The organism is Photobacterium ganghwense (genome assembly GCF_003025595.1).
GTDB lineage: Bacteria > Pseudomonadota > Gammaproteobacteria > Enterobacterales > Vibrionaceae > Photobacterium > Photobacterium ganghwense.
The window spans coordinates 431353-451559 of the sequence record NZ_PYMI01000001.1 but is presented as its reverse complement, the minus strand read 5'-3'; the positions used below and the strand labels follow the sequence as shown (position 1 = coordinate 451559).

The following is a 20207-nucleotide window of genomic DNA, read 5'->3' as shown; positions in this document are numbered from 1 at the left end:
TGTAGGTGGAAAAGATGGATTGTCTTATACAATCAGCAGAATATAGTTGTTATGGTTTGCAGTATGTCTCATATCTCTCTGGATGTGAATGGCTAGCAGATGTACTGGGATGTAATCAGGCTCGCTTCAATAGGGATTCAACACGCCTTAATGATATGTATCTTATGCATTCGGCGCTCATTCACATACCGCTTGCTTAAACAGTCACGTTTTGAATACCGCCAAGCCAAGCCAAGGAACGGTATAGAGGGCATGACTGACAGTGCGCCTGACAGTTGCCCTACAGATTACCCTGTTGAGCTGATAGGGCCGGAGCGGAGGAAAGCACTGGTCAATTTCTGAAACAGTGTATCCACCGACGGCTGATGATCTATGTGCTCAAAAAGCGGTGTATGAACATCGGCACGGATTTGTACCGGATTATTACAGATCCGATTACACAGCTGTACAGGCTTTACAATGTCATCCATGTTGCCTGTGAGCAGGATACAGGCCTGTGAAAGCACAACCTGACCGCCGCCTTTTTTCAGCAATACTCGCTGAGCCGTTCCTACCACTTTTCGGTTGTCGATATTGAGGTTGTAATCACCATCACAATAGGAACCGGGCGTTGCATGGATGTTTACGGAGACACCCAGATCGTCAAAGAAATGGGTGAGAATCTGGCACAGATGCAAATACGCCGTCTTGATATCGTATGGCAGCCCCTCCGGCCAATGATAGATATGGGAGAGGTTTATGACACCTGGCAGCTGCGGTACAGGAGCGCCGCCGGTTTTTCTTGAGACTAATTTCCAGCCGGATGCGTCAAGCTCAGCAATCAGAGTCGGAGAGACCGGCCATTTTTTTCCGGCGGGCAGAACAAGAGTTGGGCTTTTTGCTTGCCACAGCAGCAGTGCCTGAGAAAGGGCATTGGACTGGACCATGTGCAGCAGCTCGGCTTCTTTTTCGAAAAGATCTTCAGCCTCGATACTCAGGTAACGAATCAATTTGTTTTTTGCTGTCAACGGGTATCTCCTGGCTGGTGGCAAGACAGTAACGCTATGCTGACCTGAAAGTGTATTGAAAACAAGGGGGACAAGAAATAAGGTTATTTCAGGTGGTTAACGGTCACTGGCAGCGAAATATCGCACGGTTGAAATGCGAAAAATTCACATTTTCTTATTATGTGCCATGTTTTATATTGTGCCGCGCAGATCTGAAACCGGGCACTGAAGGTGTATTAGGGAGGCACTTTCTGATGCCATTACAGACTCATTTTCAAGGAATGAAAAGTCACAATACTGTTATGGAAAAGATGGATAAGATCACCATAAATGACTCCTCCTGGTTTGGTGCCACAGATTTTAAAGGGAAAAAGACGCTTTCACCAACCAGTGTAATTCGCTTGAAAGTGGTATCAATACTGTATCCATTACCCTTTTTATTAGAGGGCTTATATTTTATCTCGTTGGTTAGTCTGGCAATATTGCCGTTTATCTACGCAAAGATTTGGCCGCCAGTCCTTGCGCTCATCATCTATGGGGCCACTGTGCCTTGTTATTTACTCCTGCGAAAGTCATGTATTAAACGTTGTTACCACGTCTCAGGCCTGTCATGCCTTATCAGCCATGGGAAAGTGGAGCTTCCCCCATGCCATATCATGGATGTTTCTGAGTCTATGGAGCACCAGCCCCGACATCCTGAGCCGAGAGAACCCGAGCCTCAAGGTCCGCAGTGTCTCACCGTCGCGAGGACCGAAATTCAAAACATTGTCGTGTCTTATTGGCCAACTACTCGTGATGTCAGAACGTCTTATATTCCCCATGCTTTGTTTATCATTACTGCATCAGGAAGAAATATTCTGTTAAAAGCAGGCTTTTTCCCCATTCAGCAAATGCTTTATTTACTGGTGTATTTTGACTATCCATTAACGTTTGAGAAGGCAAAGTGGTCGCTGGTTCACACGCTACGGCTTATGTTGATTGCTTTTCCCGTGGTGGCGCACATTGCGGTTACAGGTTTTTTATACAAAGACTATTTTTTGTAGCCATACAAGGCGGGCATTGAGAAGCAGTGTCAATTATTTACGCTAATTGCGCGTTGGGCATCCCAAGTGGAATGCTTTTGAACCATATGAATAAAAAAGATAAAACTTCTTATTGACGGATTTTTTCAATCCAGTAAAGTACACCTCGTTCTTACGGGGAAACTCTCAGAACAGATGGTGTTTAACTTTCTTCAGTTAGCAGTATCGCTTTTAAGCGTTGCCCTGGTGGTGAAATTGGTAGACACAAGGGATTTAAAATCCCTCGCCGTTCGCGGCGTGCCGGTTCAAGTCCGGCCCGGGGCACCATCTTTACTCTCGTTACTTACTCATGCCACGAGTAGGGTCGGTTTCATCATCGGCATTCATAAAGAGAGTATTCAAAGGCGCGTTGGCAGAGTGGCTATGCAGCGGATTGCAAATCCGTGGACCTCGGTTCGACTCCGGGACGCGCCTCCATTTTTCTGTGTATTCATCCCATCAGCACTTTCACATCAGCTACATTTCCCACTAAGCATTTTACCTGTCATCGATTTTCTGTTATTCAGTGCGTCTTCAGATATAGCTGATAACCGTGTTCTATTTTCATTCTTTTCGTGCCACCTCATCGCGTAAGTTTCTTCAACGTCCACACTCCTTTTTGAGACGTCTAATCAGGATCTAATGCTCACCGGAGTCTAGGTTCACCTGAATCCATTGTTCACTAGAATCCAGTGTTCGCCAGAGTAGATTGTTCGCCAGTGTAAATTGTTCAAGCAACGTTTCACTCATCAAAGTGTTTGAACGGTTTGATTTTCCATCTGCTGGTAGACGGAAGGGCTGTGGGTGGGATAACAGCTGATAGTTTGGTTACTTTTTGTAACATTATGAAAGATAAATAATTTTATCAGATGGTTATGCTTTCTTTTATCCGTTTTTATAATGTTTGAGCTTTTATTGACCCAATTGTTGTTAAATCGCGTTATCAGATGTACTACACTTCGCGCTCTTTTGCTCATGGGCAGGCGCTGAAACCTTTTTCCATTTGAGAAAATGGTTAATTTGAGGGAAGTGCTGTATTGCTATTGGGCGATGGAGACATAATCGGCCACAACAAGTTTGCCATTACGTATAACGAATAATAATCATAAGGAAACTTCTATGTTTTTTCTGGGACGCTCAACATCACGGCAGGATAACGAGCAGGTCATTGCGAGGTTGAAAGAACAGTCTCAGCTTATGCAGGCGGTGCAGCGTAGTGTCCCATACATAGAATTTACACCTGATGGCACAGTCATCACGGCGAACGCTTTGTTTACGCAAACACTTGGATACTTGCCGGAAGACGTGGTGGGGCAGCATCATCGGCAGTTTTGTCCGCCACAACAGGTTGCCCAGCACGAATACCGCCAGTTCTGGCACCAGCTAGGGCAGGGGCGCAGTCAACATGGCACGTTTGAGCGGGTTGGCAGGGATGGTAACAGTGTCTGGATTGAAGCTAACTATATTCCGGTGCTCGACGGCAATGGTCGTGTTGCCAAAGTCATCAAAATTGCTGCCGATGTGACTCAGCAAAAGCAGCAACTCGATGCGCAGGGGGCTGTTTTTACGGCGTTGCAAAAATCATTAGCAACCATTGAGTTTTCACCAGAAGGAACGGTGTTGCATGCCAATGACAATTTTTGTCGGTGTGTCGGGTATTCACTACGAGAGATTGTTGGACAGCATCACCGGATATTCTGTACGCCAGCTTTTTTATCCGATATCTCCGAATTCTGGAAGTCTCTGGCCCGTGGGCAATATCAGTCAGGGTTGTTTGAACGACAAACGAAAAACGGGGACGTGATTTGGCTTGAGGCGACGTATAACCCAGTCTTTGATGAGCAGGGGAATGTCGTCAGGGTGGTGAAATTTGCCAGTGATGTGACGGCGCGAATTCGACGTGCCGAGGCCATTCGCTCAGCGTCTGAAGTCGCCATGCAAACATCGGATGAAACGGTGGGGATTGCTGGTCAGGGGGCAGCGACGCTGAATTCCGCCACTGAAATTGCTGCCAGTATCACTGCGTCGGTTTCTCAGGCTAACCAACTGATGACCGATCTTGCCGTGCAGTCACAGAATATCACTCAGATCGTCACGACCATTTCCAAGATTGCCGATCAGACCAACCTGCTGGCCCTGAATGCAGCAATCGAAGCGGCCCGAGCCGGTGAGTATGGGCGGGGTTTTGCCGTGGTCGCAGATGAAGTGAGAAACCTGGCTTCTAACACGATGCGAGCAACCGGGGAAATTGAGGCCATCGTACAGCACAATGCTTCTTTGACGGCCAGTGCTGAGCAGACCATGGCGGACATTCAGAACATGGTGCACGACTGTAACGCACAGCTTCAGGCGACTCAGGCACTGATTGCTGAAATTAGTCTGGGCGCGCAGAACGTCGCCGATACGGTGAGCGAGCTGGTCAGCGATCAGCCGGAAACGCCGTGCCGTTAACGGGTTTCAGGTTGCGCGTAAATGTGCATAAGTCGGCAGACAGATATGAGATTAAGATGGTAATCAGTGCTAAGTGTGCTGCTAGCTGAACCTGTAAAAATAGCGGAATCAGTAAAAAGCCGGTTTATCCGGCTTTTTACTGTCTTGGCTTTTGCCGCACGGGCTTTTTGCCGCTCAGCGCCAGCATAAACTTGACCCGTTTTTATTTCCCTTCCACGCTTTACACTCTGAGATAAACCAGTGTGTGTGACTGGAGGGAAATGGAACCATGCCGTTGACTCCCCAAAAAATTGAATACGGATTTGAAAAGCTGTATCAGCCTTTCCAGTCATTTATCAGCAATCAAATCACTCTCAGCGTGTTGCTGATTTTCTGTGTGATTCTGGCACTGGTTGTGGCCAATTCACCTTATGCTGACCACTACGAAGCCTTCAAAGCCATCCCTATTGGCCTTTCCTGGGGCGAGGCCAAGTTTGAAATGAGCCTGCAGCTTTGGGTCAATGAAGCTTTCATGACCTACTTTTTCTTCCTGCTGGGCTTGGAAGTGAAGCGGGAACTGCTGGTCGGGGAAATCAGAACGCTGCAGCGTTTAGCCCCAATCGCCTTTGCGGCTTTAGGTGGAATTCTTTTTCCCGCATCCATTTATTACGCGCTTAATCTCTCGTCAGGATACGGCCATGGCTGGGGGATCCCGGTTGCCACAGACACTGCGCTGGCGGTCGGGATTCTGGCTTTGTTGGGCAAAGGAATTCCCTCTGCGGCATTCGTGTTTTTAACTGCTTTGGCCATTATTGATGATCTGGGCGCCATTCTGGTCATTGCGCTGTTTTACTCTGACGATATCAGCCTGCCGTACCTGGCCGTTGCAGCGGCGATGACGCTAGTGCTGACCGCGATGAATCTGGCAGGAATCAGGCGTCCAAGCGCTTATCTGCTGGCCGGCATTGTGCTGTGGGTGGCCTTGCATGGTTCCGGGCTGCATTCCACGTTGGCCGGTATTATTGTGGCGGCTGCCGTCCCTGCTCGCGGTAAACGGGATCCCAAATGGCTGGTTGAAAAGGGCAGGAAACTATTATTCCGGTTTGAGCGACTGCACCGACAGAATAAAGAGATCAATCAGATCCTGGAAGATCAGGAACAGCACGAAGTGGTCGAGTACCTGCAGAAAGCAGCAGAGAAAACCTCTACGCCATTGCGACGTTGGGAAAAGGTGCTGGAAACTCCGGTTGCGTTGTTTATTCTGCCTTTGTTTGCGCTGACCAATGCCGGTGTTGCCATTGATACCGAATCGCTGACCAGTGTGTGGTTGCATCCGCTTGGCGCGGGAGTGATTTTCGGCCTGGTGATAGGAAAAGCTGTCGGCATCCCTTTATTTTGCTGGCTGACGATGCAGTTGAAACTGGGTGTGCTGCCGGACGGATTGTCATTACGCCACGTTGTCGGCATCGGCATGCTGGGGGGCGTCGGGTTCACAATGTCGATATTCATTAGCAGCCTGGGGTTTTCAGAAGATCCTGACGCGTTACTGGTGGCGAAAACAGCGGTGCTGCTCGCCTCTTTTCTGGCGGGCACGCTGGGCTATTTGTGGCTGAAACAACAGCCAGCCACAAACGGCAGCGAATGTTAATACCGGCTTAAGGCTGGTATGTATGATGCTGTCAGCCAGATAAGCGGTCAGAATTTGGATTTGGCAGATTCAAATGAGCGCTTGATGGCATCGAGGGCCTCATCTGCTCCTTTTTTGATGTCTTCCCAGGCACTGTCACTCGCATGCTGCAACTCGGCAATTTTGGTTCTGGCTTCTTCTTTGCGCTGTTTCATCTGTTCGATGGTTTCAAGCAAGTCACGTTTGGCTTCCCCTGAGGCCTGCTCTGCTTTGGCTTCGAGTCGGGTAATTTCATTGTTCCAGTCAAGCAGTCTGGCATGCAGTTTATCGATGAGTGCTTTGCGATCCATTGTTGGCTCCTTATTCGATAGGTAAGTCGAATTCTTTTCTTAGATGTGTAGCGTATGTCTCAGAGATGTCTCAGAGCACAGGGCAGTCGTGCTGTGGCTACTGTAGTTATGGCATCATCAGTAAACGTTGAACGCTGTGATAAGTATCGGATAGCCCCCGATTTGTTGCCTCTCGTTTTAGTGCCTGTCATCACGAGCGGCGCACATTGCCCCCGAGAATCTGCTACCCAGGTATCAGCGACTTGCCGTTAGCAAACCGGTATTCAGCCCGAATGGAAATCCTGCCCGTGGCTCTGGTGCAAGGCCGACTTCACTTCGCTGAGAGACTGGTCAATGCGCTCTCTGTCGACCGGTTCATTAATGTGCTCGAGGCACCCATTGGTGGCCAGAATGGCATGCTTCTCGATAGCTTGTTTGTCTGTCGAACGAACGGCTTGTCTGGCCAGCATGGCAAGATTTCGCAAAATACACGCGGTGACGGCCACGTTGGCCTGGCTGTGCTGCCGAATCTGGTTTAAAGCGGCATCTGCTATGTTTTCAAATGAGATCGGCTTGGAGGTCAGCCTTAATAGCCCGTCATCATTAAAGCGGTGTGAAGACGTAAAGTGGCGGTGGAGCAAAATTCCCAGGGCAATCGTCAGTCGATCGACACAGGCAATCGCGGTGCCGGGGTCATTAATGCCGGGCGACAGTGCCCGCAAGGCAACTTCTTCAAGCTGGCGAATACTGAACACAATATCCTGCTCCGGGGTCGCTTTGTCTCCGATGATGAAATAGCGGTTGAGCTGAGTGTCTATCTCCTCTTCAGGCGGTTTTTGATGCCAGTACGTTGCTAGTTGGGCTTTTTCAATCACAAACTGGCCTGGCTGGCAGTACAACTGAAGGCTGGCATCCTGCTCATCGGCAAAATGAAACAACCCTTCTAAATCGATGGCCTGAACATAGCCGCTGGTCAGGGCTGGTATCATCAGACTTTGGCCGGGGTGCTCATTGTCGTGTGGAGCAATAGGGGCCGATGTCTCTTTATCGTAAGTATCCGGATAGAGGCGATCGATGGCTGAGCAGAGTTCATCTGACACGGCTTGTATCAGGGTGTCCGCCTGGATAAAAACAGACACATGGTGAATGTAGCGAATGAGCATCAGCAGGCTGGCAAACGCAAGCATAATGGCCATCGTCAGCGATAGTCGCAAATGGACACCGGTATCCGCCAGTGCCAGCAGCCAGGCCAGTACCAGCAGACAATACAGGAAGGTGGAGGTGAAAATCCCCAGGCCAACCTGTGTCACGGGGTCACGGATAAAGTTACGCAGCAGCCGGGGGCCAAGCTGACTGGAGGCCAGCGACAGTACCACCATGGTCATGGAAAAGACCACACCTGCGACCGTGATCATTGAACTGGCAATGGTGGATATCAGTACTTCTGCGTTTTCGGCATTAGCGGAGATTAACCAGAAAGGCAGTTGGCGACGAGAAAAATGGAAACTGAGATCAAACCAGATGGTGCCGACAGCCAGCAGCGTGGAAAGCAACATCATAAACGTTGGTACAAACCAGAAACTGGTACGTAAGTATTCCCAGAGGTTACCGAGATAAACCTTCATTCTTCCTCCGCGTCTCGGGTCTGAAAATTTTAGTTTAGGCAACACAATGAAGAAAAGAGGGGAAACCGACAGGTACTGAGAGTGTAAGGCCCTATATAGAGACTGGCTGGATATGTTGGATGCGGCGCAGTCTTAAGAGTGCTTACTCTTGGTCCATATATTCTTGGGGCATACAGTGGCTGGCAGGAAACTTACGCGTCACGGATAAAAAATAAACCGCAAAGGCGGCTTTTTGACCGTTTGATGATAGGGGGAGAAATTTATTGTTGACCTTGTGGCGTAATCCGTTAAAGTACAACTCGTTCTCACGGGTTGTACCCGAATGATGAGATGAAGCGACACTAGCTCAGTTGGTAGAGCGCAACCTTGCCAAGGTTGAGGTCACGAGTTCGAACCTCGTGTGTCGCTCCAAAAAGGCGCGTTGGCAGAGTGGCTATGCAGCGGATTGCAAATCCGTGGACCTCGGTTCGACTCCGGGACGCGCCTCCATATTGCGACACTAGCTCAGTTGGTAGAGCGCAACCTTGCCAAGGTTGAGGTCACGAGTTCGAACCTCGTGTGTCGCTCCAGATTCGAAGCCCTGACAGTAATGTCAGGGCTTTTTGCATTTGGGCTTTCCCTGTTTCTTCTCTTTTCCTCGCTTGTCACTTACGGTTTTCAACCACTTTTATTGATACTTAGCCATCACTGCTCAGAGTAAAGGGTTGAGTGAAAAATGAACGTTTATTATTTGTTTATTATTTGGTTGCTCAATAATTCTGGGTTTTCATGATCTTATAGATAAACCGTATAAATTGATGATTTATTTATGACTTTAAAATGATATTTTTATGGTTTTTTTATCTGTTTTATGCTTGTTGCATATGTAATACATGCTTTGAGGGGGTGTTAAGGTAGTGGTAACCATTGAAATGTTATGCGCGAGTTATTTCGTTCAAATAATGCTTGGCTCGGCATCTTTGATATGTTACTTTTCCGCGCAATCTCAGGGGGACATTTTACTGAGACACACGGCATAAAAATGTATTCGGGCTGATTGCATTTTTTATGCGATTGTAGGTATTGGTCATGCTAGTGGCCAATAGAAGGGCATTAATAGCGCTGACTGCCGGCCAAAGAACCCGCAGCGGCATATTGAGGGAACCCAACTGTGAAATTATTTTATTTATCAATCCTTATCAGCTTTGTCTTACCCAACTGCAGTATTATTACTGAGCCTTGATCTCTCTGATCACAGTCACTGGTTGTTAATATTCTGATGAATGTATTGCCTAGCCTTTGTTTTGCAAAGGATAATTTTTTCTGGCAAGTCAGAAATTTAATTGGTCACGTCGAACGTTTAATCGTTTTCGGCAAATTATAAGTCTATGCATCTAAACACGATGCATTCTGTACCGTACCGTGACAATTTCCTTGCTCTCAGCGCTCTATCATCTCAATGCCCTGTTTATAATGGCTGCGAGGTGAGGGATGAGTCTGAAGAAATGAAATTTCATGTGTATTGGTACTATGTGATGAGATGGAAAACTACATGAGTAATGTGTTTGACCTTAATGAGCTAAAACTTGCTTCAAATGTACCTGTGGTACATGGGGTCTATGATCTGACACCGGATGAGTTGCTGCTCAGTCAGGAGCATTATGAGTCAGAGGTGCGTTCTTACCCTCGACGTTTACCGCTTGCTATCGTCAAGGCTTCAGGCGCTCTGGTCGAAGACAGCCGTGGCCAACTGTTTCTAGATTGCTTGGCTGGTGCCGGTACTCTGGCACTGGGCTATAACCACCCTGAGATCAACCAGGCAATCATTGAACATCTGCAAGCTGGTTTGCCATACCAGACGCTGGATCTGACAACACCAGCGAAAGATAAATTCATCAAGGAAGTCATGAACTTCCTGCCGGATGAGTTTGCCAAAAATGCCCGTATTCAGTTCTGTGGTCCTTCCGGTGCAGACGCAGTGGAAGCTGCGATCAAACTTGCGAAGCAAACAACAGGACGTAACACCATGGCGGCCTTCCACGGCGCGTACCATGGTATGACGAACGGCACAATGGCGATGATGGGTAACCTGAATACGAAGGCCCGTCGTCAGGGATTGATGTCTGATGTTCACTTCCTGCCATTCCCATACAGCCTGCGCTGCCCGTTTGGCATGCACGGTGATGAAGGTGCGAAGCAAACCCTGCGCTACATTGAGCGTATGTTGAACGACGACGAAAGCGGCGTACAGAAACCTGCAGCGATCATCGTTGAGCCTGTACAGGGCGAAGGCGGTGTGATTCCAGCTCCTGCATTCTGGCTGCGTGAACTGCGCCGTATTACTAAAGATCACGGTATCCTGCTGATTTTTGATGAAATCCAGTGTGGTATCGGTAAAACAGGCAGCAACTTCGCCTTTGAAGAATCTGGCATCACGCCTGATATTCTGTGTCTGTCTAAAGCTGTAGGCGGCGGCCTGCCAATGTCTATCCTGGTGTTCGATAAGTCTATCGATACCTGGCGTCCGGGTGAACACACCGGTACGTTCCGTGGTAACCAGCTGGCAATGGCAACGGGTGCGAAAGCACTGGAAATCATCCGTCGTGACAACCTGACCGAGCACGCTCGTCTGGCTGGCCAGTACCTGCGTGAAGGTCTGGAGCGTCTGGCCCGTGAAACTGACTGTATTGCTGAAGTTCGCGGTAAAGGTTTGATGCTGGGTGTTGAAATCTGTAAGCCTGACGGTTCGAAGAACAAATTCGGTGAGCCGGAAGCAGATTCAGCGCTGACTATCGCTATTCAGCGTGCTGCGCTGGAACGTGGTCTGATCATTGAAAAAGGCGGCCGCCAAGGCTCTGTTCTGCGCTTCCTGCCACCACTGATCATCAGCTACGAGCAACTTGATTTTGCTCTGGAAACTCTGCGTCAGGCGATTCTGGCAACAGCGGGTCCGGCAAAAGAGAAAGTTGAAGACAACACTGCGTCGAATGACGACTGGAGCCAGCACTTTATCCATACCGGTAAAGGCGGCGCGGACCGATTTGAAGCGGTTCTGAATCAGACTACGCAAGTTCTGAAGCAAGTGTTTGAAGAGACGTCCACGCCTTACTCTGGTATGGACCCGCAGATCCTGAAAACGCTGATCAACAACGTTGATCTGAGCAATCAGCAGCTGCCTCTGGAGCGTGTAATTGAAGAAACGGGTGATCTGATCGCGAAAAACTCGATCATGGTTCAGCACCCGCATTGCATTGCGCACCTGCATACGCCACCATTGCTGCCTGCTATTGCCGGTGAAGCATTTATCGCGGCGCTTAACCAGTCTATGGACTCCTGGGATCAGGCAAGTTCGGCGACTTTCGTTGAGCAGAAAGTGGTAGACTGGCTGTGCGAAGTGTACGAACTGGGCACTCAGGCTGACGGTATCTTCACCAGTGGTGGTACGCAGTCAAACCAGATGGGTCTGCTACTGGCGCGTGACTGGGCAGCAGATACGATTTCCGGCCACAACATTCAGAAGCAGGGTCTGCCTGAGTATGCTGGCAAGATGCGTATTCTGTGTTCGAAGAAGTCTCACTTTACGGTACAGAAAACAGCTTCTCTGATGGGGCTGGGTGAAAATGCTGTAGTGACTGTTGATACTAACCCGGACGGTACAATTCAGCTGGCTTCACTGGTGAAAACGATTGAAGCGCTGAAAAATGAAGATCTGCTGCCATTTGCTCTGGTAGGTACGGCAGGTACAACCGATAACGGTGCGATCGATGATCTGGCTGGTCTGGCTGATATCGCGCAGCAACACAACCTGTGGCTGCACGTAGACGGTGCTTACGGCGGTGCGCTGATTCTGAGCCGTCACAAGACACGCCTGCACGGTATCGAGAAAGCGGACTCAGTGAGCGTTGACTTCCACAAGCTGTTCTATCAAACAATCAGCTGTGGTGCGGTACTGGTTAAAGACAAAGAAAACTTCAAGTATCTGCTTCATCACGCAGACTACCTGAACCGTGAAGATGACCTGCTGCCAAACCTGGTGGACAAGTCTATTGCGACAACCAAACGTTTTGACGCCCTGAAAGTATGGATGACCATGCAAAGCGTTGGACCGAAGGCGCTGGGCGCAATGTATGATCACCTGCTGAACCAGACTCAATTGGTTGCGGACATGGTGAATCAGTCTTCTGAATTTGAACTACTGGCTGATCCTGCTCTGTCCACTGTGTTGTTCCGCTATGTCGGCAACCACACTGACGCCGCAGTACTGGACAGCCTGAACAAACAGCTTCGTATGGATGCGCTGGTACAAGGTAAAGCAGTACTGGGTGAAACCATGGTTAACGGTAACGTGGCCCTGAAGTTCACCATTCTGAACCCTTGTCTGACGCTGTCGCATTTTGAAGCGTTACTTAAAGAGATTAGCCAGGTAGCAGCTCAGGTTGAGCTGACTGCAAGCTAACAACTCGTAGGGCACAGTCGGTCGTCGGGCTGGCTGTGCCTGGACACTTACTCATTAAATGATGGAATAAAGACGAAATGGCAATTCTACAGATTGGTGCTGGTGGTGTTGGTTGGGTAGTCGCGCATAAAGCGGCTCAGAATAACGATGTGCTGGGTGATATCACCATCGCATCGCGCACCGTTGATAAATGTGACAAGATTATCGAGTCAATCAACGGTAAAAATAATCTGAAAGACCCTTCCAAGAAACTGGAATCCCGTGCAGTGAACGCTGATGACGTTGAAGCACTGGTAGCCCTAATCAAAGAAGTGCAGCCTGATCTGGTGATCAACGCTGGACCACCATGGGTAAATATGCCAATCATGGAAGCCTGCTATCAGGCGAAAGTGTCTTACCTCGACACATCAGTTGCGGTTGACCTGTGTTCTGAAGGTCAGCAAGTACCACAAGCCTACGACTGGCAGTGGGGCTACCGCGAGAAATTCAAAGAAGCTGGCATTACCGGTATCCTGGGTGCGGGCTTCGATCCGGGCGTAGTAAGCGTATTTGCTGCTTACGCTGTTAAGCACCTGTTCGATGAAATCGACACCATCGACGTGATGGACGTGAACGCCGGTGACCATGGTAAGAAGTTTGCGACAAACTTCGATCCTGAAACTAACATGCTGGAAATCCAGGGTGATTCTTTCTACTGGGAAGAAGGTGAATGGAAACAAGTACCATGTCACTCTCGGATGCTTGAGTTCGACTTCCCGCTGGTAGGTAAACACAAAGTTTACTCTATGGCGCACGACGAAGTTCGCTCTATGAAAGAGTTCATTCCTGCCAAACGTATTGAGTTCTGGATGGGCTTCGGCGACCGTTACCTGAACTACTTCAACTGCATGCGCGACATCGGTCTGCTGAGCCCTGAGCCGCTGACCCTGCATGACGGCACTGTTGTGCAACCGTTGCATGTCCTGAAAGCAATGCTGCCTGACCCAACGTCTCTGGCGCCGGGTTACACAGGTAAAACCTGTATCGGTACCTGGGTACAAGGTAAGAAAAGCGGTGAACCACGCAGCGTGTTTATCTACAACAATGCCGACCACGAAGTGGCATATAAAGATGTAGAACACCAGGCGATTGCGTACACTACAGGTGTTCCTGCTATTACTGCGGCGTTGCAGTACTTCCGTGGCGAATGGGCGGATGCCGGCGTGTTCAACATGGAACAGCTGAATCCGGATCCATTCCTGGAAACTATGCCACAACTTGGCCTGGACTGGGGTGTGGTTGAAATGGAACCACGTCAGCCAGACATTCAGATCCTGAAGTAACAGGCAATTGATTGACATTATCCGTCAGTAATGAAATTGAGCCGGTGCATCGCGCCGGCTTTATTTAGTTTAAGTGATTGAGAAATGAATAAAGACCAATTAAAAACACCTTACTTCATGATCGATGAAGCAAAGTTGATCCGTAATCTGGAAATCGCGAAGCAGCTGAAAGAAATTTCTGGGGTGAAGCTGGTTCTTGCCCTTAAGTGTTTCTCGACCTGGGGCGTGTTTGACATTATCAAGCCGTACCTTGACGGCACAACCAGCTCAGGTCCGTTCGAAGTGAAACTGGGCTACGAGAAGTTTGGCGGCGAGACGCACGCATACAGCGTGGGTTACAGCGAAGATGACGTGCGTGAAGTGGCTGACATCTGCGACAAGATGATCTTCAACTCACAGAGCCAGCTGGCAGCTTACCGTCACCTGGTGGAAGGCAAAGCCTCACTGGGTCTGCGTCTGAACCCAGGCGTCAGCTATGCGGGGCAGGATCTGGCTAACCCAGCACGTAAGTTCTCTCGCCTTGGGGTACAAGTCGATCACCTCAATCCGGAAGTGTTCGATAGCATCAACGGCGTGATGTTCCACATGAACTGTGAGAACAAAGATGTGGACGCTTTCATTAACTTACTGGATGCGATCTCAGAGCAGTTCGGTGAGTACCTGAACAAGCTGGACTGGGTTAGCATGGGTGGCGGTGTGTTCTTCACATGGCCTGGCTACGATGTTGAGAAACTAGGTCTGGCGCTGAAAGCCTTCTCAGAAAAACACGGCGTGCAGATGTACCTGGAGCCGGGTGAAGCGATCATCACGAAGACCACTGATCTGGTCGTGACTGTGGTTGATGTCGTGGAAAACGTCATGAAAACAGCGATCGTTGATTCTGCGACAGAAGCACACCGTCTGGATACACTGATCTACAATGAACCAGCGTCGGTACTGGAAGCCTCTGAAAACGGTGAGCATCAGTACGTGATTGGCTCTTGCTCGTGCCTGGCGGGCGACCAGTTCTGTGTGGCGAACTTTGATAAGCCGCTGGAAATTGGCCAGAAGCTGCACATTATTGACAGCGCTGGTTACACCATGGTGAAACTGAACTGGTTCAACGGTTTGAAAATGCCATCAGTGTACTGTGAGCGCACTAACGGTGACATTGAGAAGCTGAACGAGTTTGGCTACGACGATTTCAAACGTTCACTGTCACAGTGGTCGGTATCCTGATTATTCAGACATTCTCAGTTTGAGTACCAGTCAAAGGGAGCTAATCAGCTCCCTTTCTTTTTGGTTGTTTCCCGCCCGATTTTAGCTGTGTCGCACTTTTGGCAAGGCTTCAGGTCACCGCCAGCAAATTTGAACATTGCAGTGTTTTGCTTGTTGCGAATTTATAAAGTCTTCATTAAGTTGATTTTATAGTCAATCCAGTGAGTATGAGGACGGATATGGATATTGCCATCATTATTGTCGGGATCATTTTTGGTGCGGAAGTTGTACGACGCCTGCTCAGCCACCGCAAAGAGATGCGTGAGCTGGAATTGCAGCATCTCAACCATACCCAATTAGAGCAAGATAACGATCAGTTACGCCAGTCAGTCAGCGCCCTGACTGCCCGGGTCGAAGTGCTGGAGAAAATCGTGACGGATAAAAGTTACCGACTGAACGAGGAAATTGAGTCACTGAAATAAATTCAGGGTGGTGAACGGTGATGTAAGTGGTGAGAGGATTCGCGACATTGCACAATGCCGGGCTAAAACAGCAGGCCTGTACTGGTGGTCTACTGACCAATAAAGGGCTGCTTTTTGATTGGATGTGTCGGAAAGTAGTCAGTCGGTAAGAATCTTTGGATTTCTGGTTGACTCACTTTCTAAAATCAGTAAATTAGCCACCCGTACCGCAGCGGTCACTTCTGAAAAGAGTCGTGTACCAAAGCAACAGGGTATGGCGCGTTGGCAGAGTGGCTATGCAGCGGATTGCAAATCCGTGTACCTCGGTTCGACTCCGGGACGCGCCTCCATCTTCTCTCGGATACTGAAAGATCCGGCAGCAGAGCAGGTGAGGCCAGAGTACTGGCAAACAATATTGATGGCGCGTTGGCAGAGTGGCTATGCAGCGGATTGCAAATCCGTGTACCTCGGTTCGACTCCGGGACGCGCCTCCATCCTCTCACTGATATCGAAAGTTCCGGCAGCAGAGCAGGTGGAGCCAGAATACTGGCAAACAACATTGATGGCGCGTTGGCAGAGTGGCTATGCAGCGGATTGCAAATCCGTGTACCTCGGTTCGACTCCGGGACGCGCCTCCATATTTTAAAAGCCTGACTGGTTAGTCAGGCTTTTTTCGTTTAGCGTCTTCAGCCCGCCAGATCGACAAAATTACTGACCCCAAACAAGCAGATGATCAGTCCGCCTAAGACTTGCAGGTAGAAGGGGAAGGTAATGACCTCATCATCGTCCATCAGTGTTGACCTTGATACCGCCCCGGATATCGCCAGGATACACTGGATAATCAAACTCCCCACAAAAACCGCCCCCGCCAGTTGCATCGCGAACAACAAGTTGAGTTGATCAATTGAGTGACCAATAAAGGCAGACAGCGCAATCAGTGCGACCGGATTGGCCAGCGTCAGAAAGAACGTTGAGCGAAATCCCAGCTTTTTTCCCGGGTGATGAACGTTAGCCAGTAGCCGGGTATTTTTCAGCGCGGAGTACATCATGTAGAAACCCATGAAAATCAGAACCCACGAAGACAGCAGGATAATCTGGTAATGGTAGGCATCGAGCTGGCTGATAAGCAGTGTCCCGGTGATGAAGCTGATCAGGGCGTAACAATAATCCGCCAGCGCTGCACCGATAGCGCTTCGCATTGCGGTGACATAACCATGGTGTATACCGTTTCCCAGCACCAGAATAGCAATCGGACCGACCGTTAGTGACAGGATCAATCCAAATAACACGGCTTTCATGACTTCCATCATTTTATCCCCCATACGACTCAGGAACACCGCACTACTTTTTATGGTTTTATTTAAAGCATAGTCATGATCACTCGTGGTGCACCAGTAGAAAAATTCGTCTTATTAGTTGTTTACAGGAAGTAAGACACGCACTAAGGCAGGGCAGGTAAACTGGTGGGCGTTTGAGCGCCCTGTGCGTGAGGTCAAAGCGGGGTGAACATTGAGGAAGCAGGCAGTGCAACCAGGCTGCATCTTGTTGCTAGAAGTATTGCACTGCCTACAGCACTAAATCGACAATACCAAACCGACAACACCAAACCGACAGCAATTGATGCCGTTAAATTCGGACGGGAAGTTCGTGCCGCGTGTGTAGTTTTACGATTGCTTGCGATTGTCGGGTTTTAACGGCTGATCGCCAATGGTGGTTTTACCCGGGCAGATGCGTTTGACCGGACACTGACGGCAACTGAGCAGCGCTGCGTAGGGGCACAACGCCAGTACTTTCTTTCTGGTTTTGGTCTTGGGAGCCATTGAATACCTCCTTATTGGGCAGGGCGACCGGTTGGTTTTGCCGATGAACAATGCCCTGCGTTAGCATTGATATTGCGAAAGTTATTCTTGTCATCACTGCTGCTATTTGTACGGCCCCCCTTTCGAGGGGCTTGCTGAGTGTCTAACTTTGTTTCTGTAACTCGGCGACCAGTAATCGGCGCGTTATCCGCTCTTCCAACGAGGAAGGAGCTTCCAGTTTCATACGTTTGATCAGTTGCTCGGTGTCATGATCGGGTTTCTGGGTATGCAGCGAGCCAAGTATTGCGAGCAATTTTCCGGTGCGAGTTGATGTTTTGGACTTGAGGGCTTTCAGCGCTTTACCCAGCTTCAGCTCCTGTGCCGTAAAACTGCAGCCAAACGGGAAGGGGGCAAAGAGTCCTTGAGCCTGATACTTACGGTAGAAGGCATTGATCATATCGGGCGTATTGTTGGCGTATTCCGGAGGCAACTGGTAGTCGGGGGCGATTTTACCGGCCGCTTTTGCCTGCGCCAGTAGCTGTTGCTGAAACCGGGAGTCGGCAATTTTGATGAGCTCGCTGTACACCACTTCATCCGGTTTACCACGAAGATCGGCGATGCCGTATTCCGTGATCACAATGTCGCGCAGCTGGCGGGGAATCGTGTTGTGGCCATAGTTAAACAGAATGTTGGAGGTCAGTTTGCCTTTGCGGTACGCACAACTGCGGATCTTGATGACAGAGCGCGCATCGCGTAGCTGGTGAGACTGGGCAACAAAGTTATACTGACCACCCACACCACTGACAACCTGGCCGTTTTCCAGTGCGTCAGAGACAACAGAGCCATCCAGCGTCACCATCATGCCGGAGTTGATGAAGCGGGCGTGTTTGCGCTGAGCCTGTTTCAGCTGCTGATTGCCGAGCATATGGTCGTACAAATCGTTGACGTAGTTTACGCTGGTCATGCAGAACTGCTGATGTTCATCATCGCTGAACTGATTCAGGTCATCGTAGAAGGCTCTCGGACCGATGAAAAAGGCCCCGTGCATTACCACACCGCCTTTTAGCGATGGACCGAGTGCATGGGTTTCAATCCAGTGTTGAATGTCCGGTTGGCTAATGTCGGTGCCTGCTGTCGCATTGGGCGTGACTAACTTTCCGTGTACCAGACTGACTTCCGGCCGGAAAACCCCGTACCGTTTCAGGTAACTGATATCCGCCTGAGTCAGTGTACTGTTGATTGCGCCGTATTCCAGCAGGGTGTTGAGAGTAGCCAGAGTCACGGTTTTACTTATCTTTTTCTGATTCAGTAAGTGCTGAATGGTGAGGTCTTCAAATACTTCCCGCTTCAGAACGCCTGCCTTGTACAAATGGACAAAACCATCAACCATCAGCTCGCTGCAGCCATACAGTCCTTCTTCAAAGGCCCCGTGTTCGCCGATATCGCGGCTGATGGGGAATTTATTAAAGACATTCAAATCGGACAGTACTTTATTGTACACCCGGTTATTTTCATGGCGAAGCAAGGTGCTGTAGGTCAGGGCGCTGCTGAGTGACCCGATCCCGACTTGCAGTGTCCCCCCGTCCTTGAGCAGGGTACTGGCATACAGACCGATCAGATGATCTTCCGGCGAAATGCTGGCGGCGGGCGCGGCAAAAAGGGCATAGTCCTGATGGTCAGGCTGTGTATTCAGATCCAGGATAAAATCAAACTCGCTGTCGGCTACCTCAGCATGGTTGCGCATAAACGGCATGTTGGTATTCACTTCCCCGACAACAGCCACGCGATGTCCGGTTGCTTTGAGTTTGTCCATTTCAGGAATCAGATCCAACGCCAGATCCGAATTACTGCCCAGGCTGTAGGTCGTGACTTGCTCGTGGTTTTGGCCGCAAGTCCGTTTGCCAACAATCTGTGCAATCACATTCACCCCTTTGTCGAGCAAATCCCTGACGGCGTGGGTATAGTTGGTGCTGGTGTAATTGCGTTGTTGGGGGGAATTCAGAAAGCTGCCTGCTTTGAAGAAAAACTCACTGATCACTATGTTATCAGGGACGCAGCCGCGACGGAGATCCAACATGTAATCGAGATCCGGAACATTGGCGAATTCTCGTGCGACGAACGGTTCAAGGAAGTGTTTTTCCAGTGCACTTTTACCAACGGGTTTCTCCAGGCTGATCCCGGTTTCGATCCTGAGCGAGAGGCTGGGATCATGTTTGGCGCGCTGATAGAGCGCATTCACAAAGGCTACAGGCTTACCCACGGCAAGGGGGATCCCCAGAACGATCTTGTTCCCTACGCATGCAATGATTTCATCAACCAGAGTGTCAGCCTGATCGATCACCCGGGCATGCGGTTTCGGATGAACGACCGAGGCAACAAGGGCGGGGGTGGGCTGTTCCGCATCGAAGAGTTGTATCACAGACATGGCGCATTCCTTGTTCACGTTGTAATTCGCATGGGTTGTGAGTCGCAGAGGTGATTAGCCGTGAAAATGTTAGCGACTGATGTGCTAGATACGTAAATAGCAGTCACTATGGCCACCAAGATAGCGTTGCTCAATTCACCCTGTGCTTATGGTTGTTATGTGATCAATTGTTGCGGCAGGACTTAGAGCTTTCATTCTATTTTTGGGAAAATATGCGCAGGATACACAGTTTGTTATGGATTGGTGAAGTGAGTCACAGCAAATGCCTTCCCCCAAAAGTGCATCATGTTTAGCGATGGCGTGACGGGAAAGGGCTCGCAGTTTCATTGTGCGCTGAGGTCTGTTGCTGGCGGTGAGTTTACGAGTCTGGAAGCCCGCTTTGTTATGTGAGGCGGCTAGCAGATACCACGTCGAATTAGAAAGATTGATCTAATAATTGTTGCTACTTTGGATGCATCAAAAGGTATTTCTGGCTCTGATTGTACCCACTGTGTCAGAGGAGGAGAAAAG

At 49.5% G+C, this 20207-nt stretch carries 13 protein-coding genes and 8 tRNA genes; 15 read left to right on the top strand and 6 right to left on the bottom strand.

Going from position 1 to position 20207, the window contains the following annotated elements:
- Nucleotides 1-287: 287 nt before the first annotated feature.
- Nucleotides 288-1007 (bottom strand): lipoate--protein ligase family protein, encoded by a 720-nt coding sequence (locus tag C9I92_RS02010; protein ID WP_047884203.1) that lies wholly within the window; start codon nt 1005-1007, stop codon nt 288-290.
- Between the two features lie 233 nt (nt 1008-1240).
- On the opposite strand from C9I92_RS02010, the gene C9I92_RS02005 reads away from it, so the two are divergent.
- The 5 genes from C9I92_RS02005 to nhaA all read left to right on the top strand — a co-directional run bounded on the left by C9I92_RS02005 (nt 1241) and on the right by nhaA (nt 6125).
- The gene (locus C9I92_RS02005; RefSeq protein WP_047884204.1) at nt 1241-2029 is read left to right on the top strand and encodes a hypothetical protein; all 789 of its coding nucleotides are present in this window, start codon (nt 1241-1243) and stop codon (nt 2027-2029) included.
- Between the two features lie 219 nt (nt 2030-2248).
- Nucleotides 2249-2335, top strand: a tRNA-Leu gene (locus C9I92_RS02000).
- Nucleotides 2336-2411: 76 nt separating this feature from the next.
- Nucleotides 2412-2485: transfer RNA gene (locus tag C9I92_RS01995), tRNA-Cys, on the top strand.
- Between the two features lie 681 nt (nt 2486-3166).
- Nucleotides 3167-4498 (top strand): methyl-accepting chemotaxis protein, encoded by a 1332-nt coding sequence (locus tag C9I92_RS01990; protein ID WP_047884205.1) that lies wholly within the window; start codon nt 3167-3169, stop codon nt 4496-4498.
- Nucleotides 4499-4766: 268 nt separating this feature from the next.
- Entirely contained in the window at nt 4767-6125 is a 1359-nt protein-coding gene (nhaA, locus tag C9I92_RS01985; RefSeq protein WP_047884206.1) for a Na+/H+ antiporter NhaA, read from the top strand.
- 47 nt (nt 6126-6172) lie between these two features.
- Here the strand turns inward: nhaA and C9I92_RS01980 are convergent, their stop codons facing one another.
- Both C9I92_RS01980 and C9I92_RS01975 read right to left on the bottom strand, forming a co-directional pair.
- Nucleotides 6173-6454, bottom strand: coding sequence for a sll1863 family stress response protein (locus C9I92_RS01980; protein WP_047884207.1), 282 nt, complete (start codon nt 6452-6454; stop codon nt 6173-6175).
- 263 nt (nt 6455-6717) lie between these two features.
- The gene (locus C9I92_RS01975; protein ID WP_047884208.1) at nt 6718-8058 is read right to left on the bottom strand and encodes a DUF2254 domain-containing protein; all 1341 of its coding nucleotides are present in this window, start codon (nt 8056-8058) and stop codon (nt 6718-6720) included.
- 335 nt (nt 8059-8393) lie between these two features.
- On the opposite strand from C9I92_RS01975, the gene C9I92_RS01970 reads away from it, so the two are divergent.
- The 10 genes from C9I92_RS01970 (at nt 8394) to C9I92_RS01925 (ending at nt 16111) form a co-directional block, all read left to right on the top strand.
- A tRNA-Gly gene (locus C9I92_RS01970) sits at nt 8394-8469 on the top strand.
- Between the two features lie 4 nt (nt 8470-8473).
- A tRNA-Cys gene (locus tag C9I92_RS01965) sits at nt 8474-8547 on the top strand.
- A 4-nt stretch (nt 8548-8551) separates the two neighbouring features.
- Nucleotides 8552-8627 (top strand) — tRNA-Gly (locus C9I92_RS01960).
- A gap of 962 nt (nt 8628-9589) precedes the next feature.
- Complete coding sequence (locus C9I92_RS01955) at nt 9590-12493, top strand: pyridoxal phosphate-dependent class III aminotransferase (protein ID WP_047885699.1); 2904 nt, start codon at nt 9590-9592, stop codon at nt 12491-12493.
- A 77-nt stretch (nt 12494-12570) separates the two neighbouring features.
- Nucleotides 12571-13815 carry a carboxynorspermidine synthase gene (locus C9I92_RS01950; protein WP_047885698.1) on the top strand — a complete coding sequence of 415 codons (1245 nt, stop codon included), beginning with the start codon at nt 12571-12573 and terminating at the stop codon, nt 13813-13815.
- An 84-nt stretch (nt 13816-13899) separates the two neighbouring features.
- Entirely contained in the window at nt 13900-15033 is a 1134-nt protein-coding gene (nspC, locus tag C9I92_RS01945) for a carboxynorspermidine decarboxylase (protein ID WP_047885697.1), read from the top strand.
- Nucleotides 15034-15251: 218 nt separating this feature from the next.
- Nucleotides 15252-15494, top strand: a complete 243-nt coding sequence (locus C9I92_RS01940; protein WP_053061853.1) for a hypothetical protein — start codon at nt 15252-15254, stop codon at nt 15492-15494.
- 255 nt (nt 15495-15749) lie between these two features.
- Nucleotides 15750-15823 (top strand) — tRNA-Cys (locus tag C9I92_RS01935).
- A gap of 70 nt (nt 15824-15893) precedes the next feature.
- Nucleotides 15894-15967 (top strand) — tRNA-Cys (locus tag C9I92_RS01930).
- 70 nt (nt 15968-16037) lie between these two features.
- Nucleotides 16038-16111: transfer RNA gene (locus C9I92_RS01925), tRNA-Cys, on the top strand.
- A 48-nt stretch (nt 16112-16159) separates the two neighbouring features.
- Here C9I92_RS01925 and C9I92_RS01920 read toward each other — a convergent pair.
- From C9I92_RS01920 to C9I92_RS01915, 3 genes are all read right to left on the bottom strand, one after another.
- Nucleotides 16160-16783, bottom strand: coding sequence for a LysE family translocator (locus C9I92_RS01920; RefSeq protein ID WP_170108370.1), 624 nt, complete (start codon nt 16781-16783; stop codon nt 16160-16162).
- Nucleotides 16784-17137: 354 nt separating this feature from the next.
- A complete protein-coding gene (locus tag C9I92_RS25325) occupies nt 17138-17293 on the bottom strand; it encodes a hypothetical protein (protein ID WP_169776034.1) in 156 nt (51 codons plus the stop codon).
- A 142-nt stretch (nt 17294-17435) separates the two neighbouring features.
- Entirely contained in the window at nt 17436-19697 is a 2262-nt protein-coding gene (locus C9I92_RS01915) for an acetyl-CoA hydrolase/transferase C-terminal domain-containing protein (protein ID WP_084712579.1), read from the bottom strand.
- Between the last annotated feature and the right edge of the window lie 510 nt (nt 19698-20207).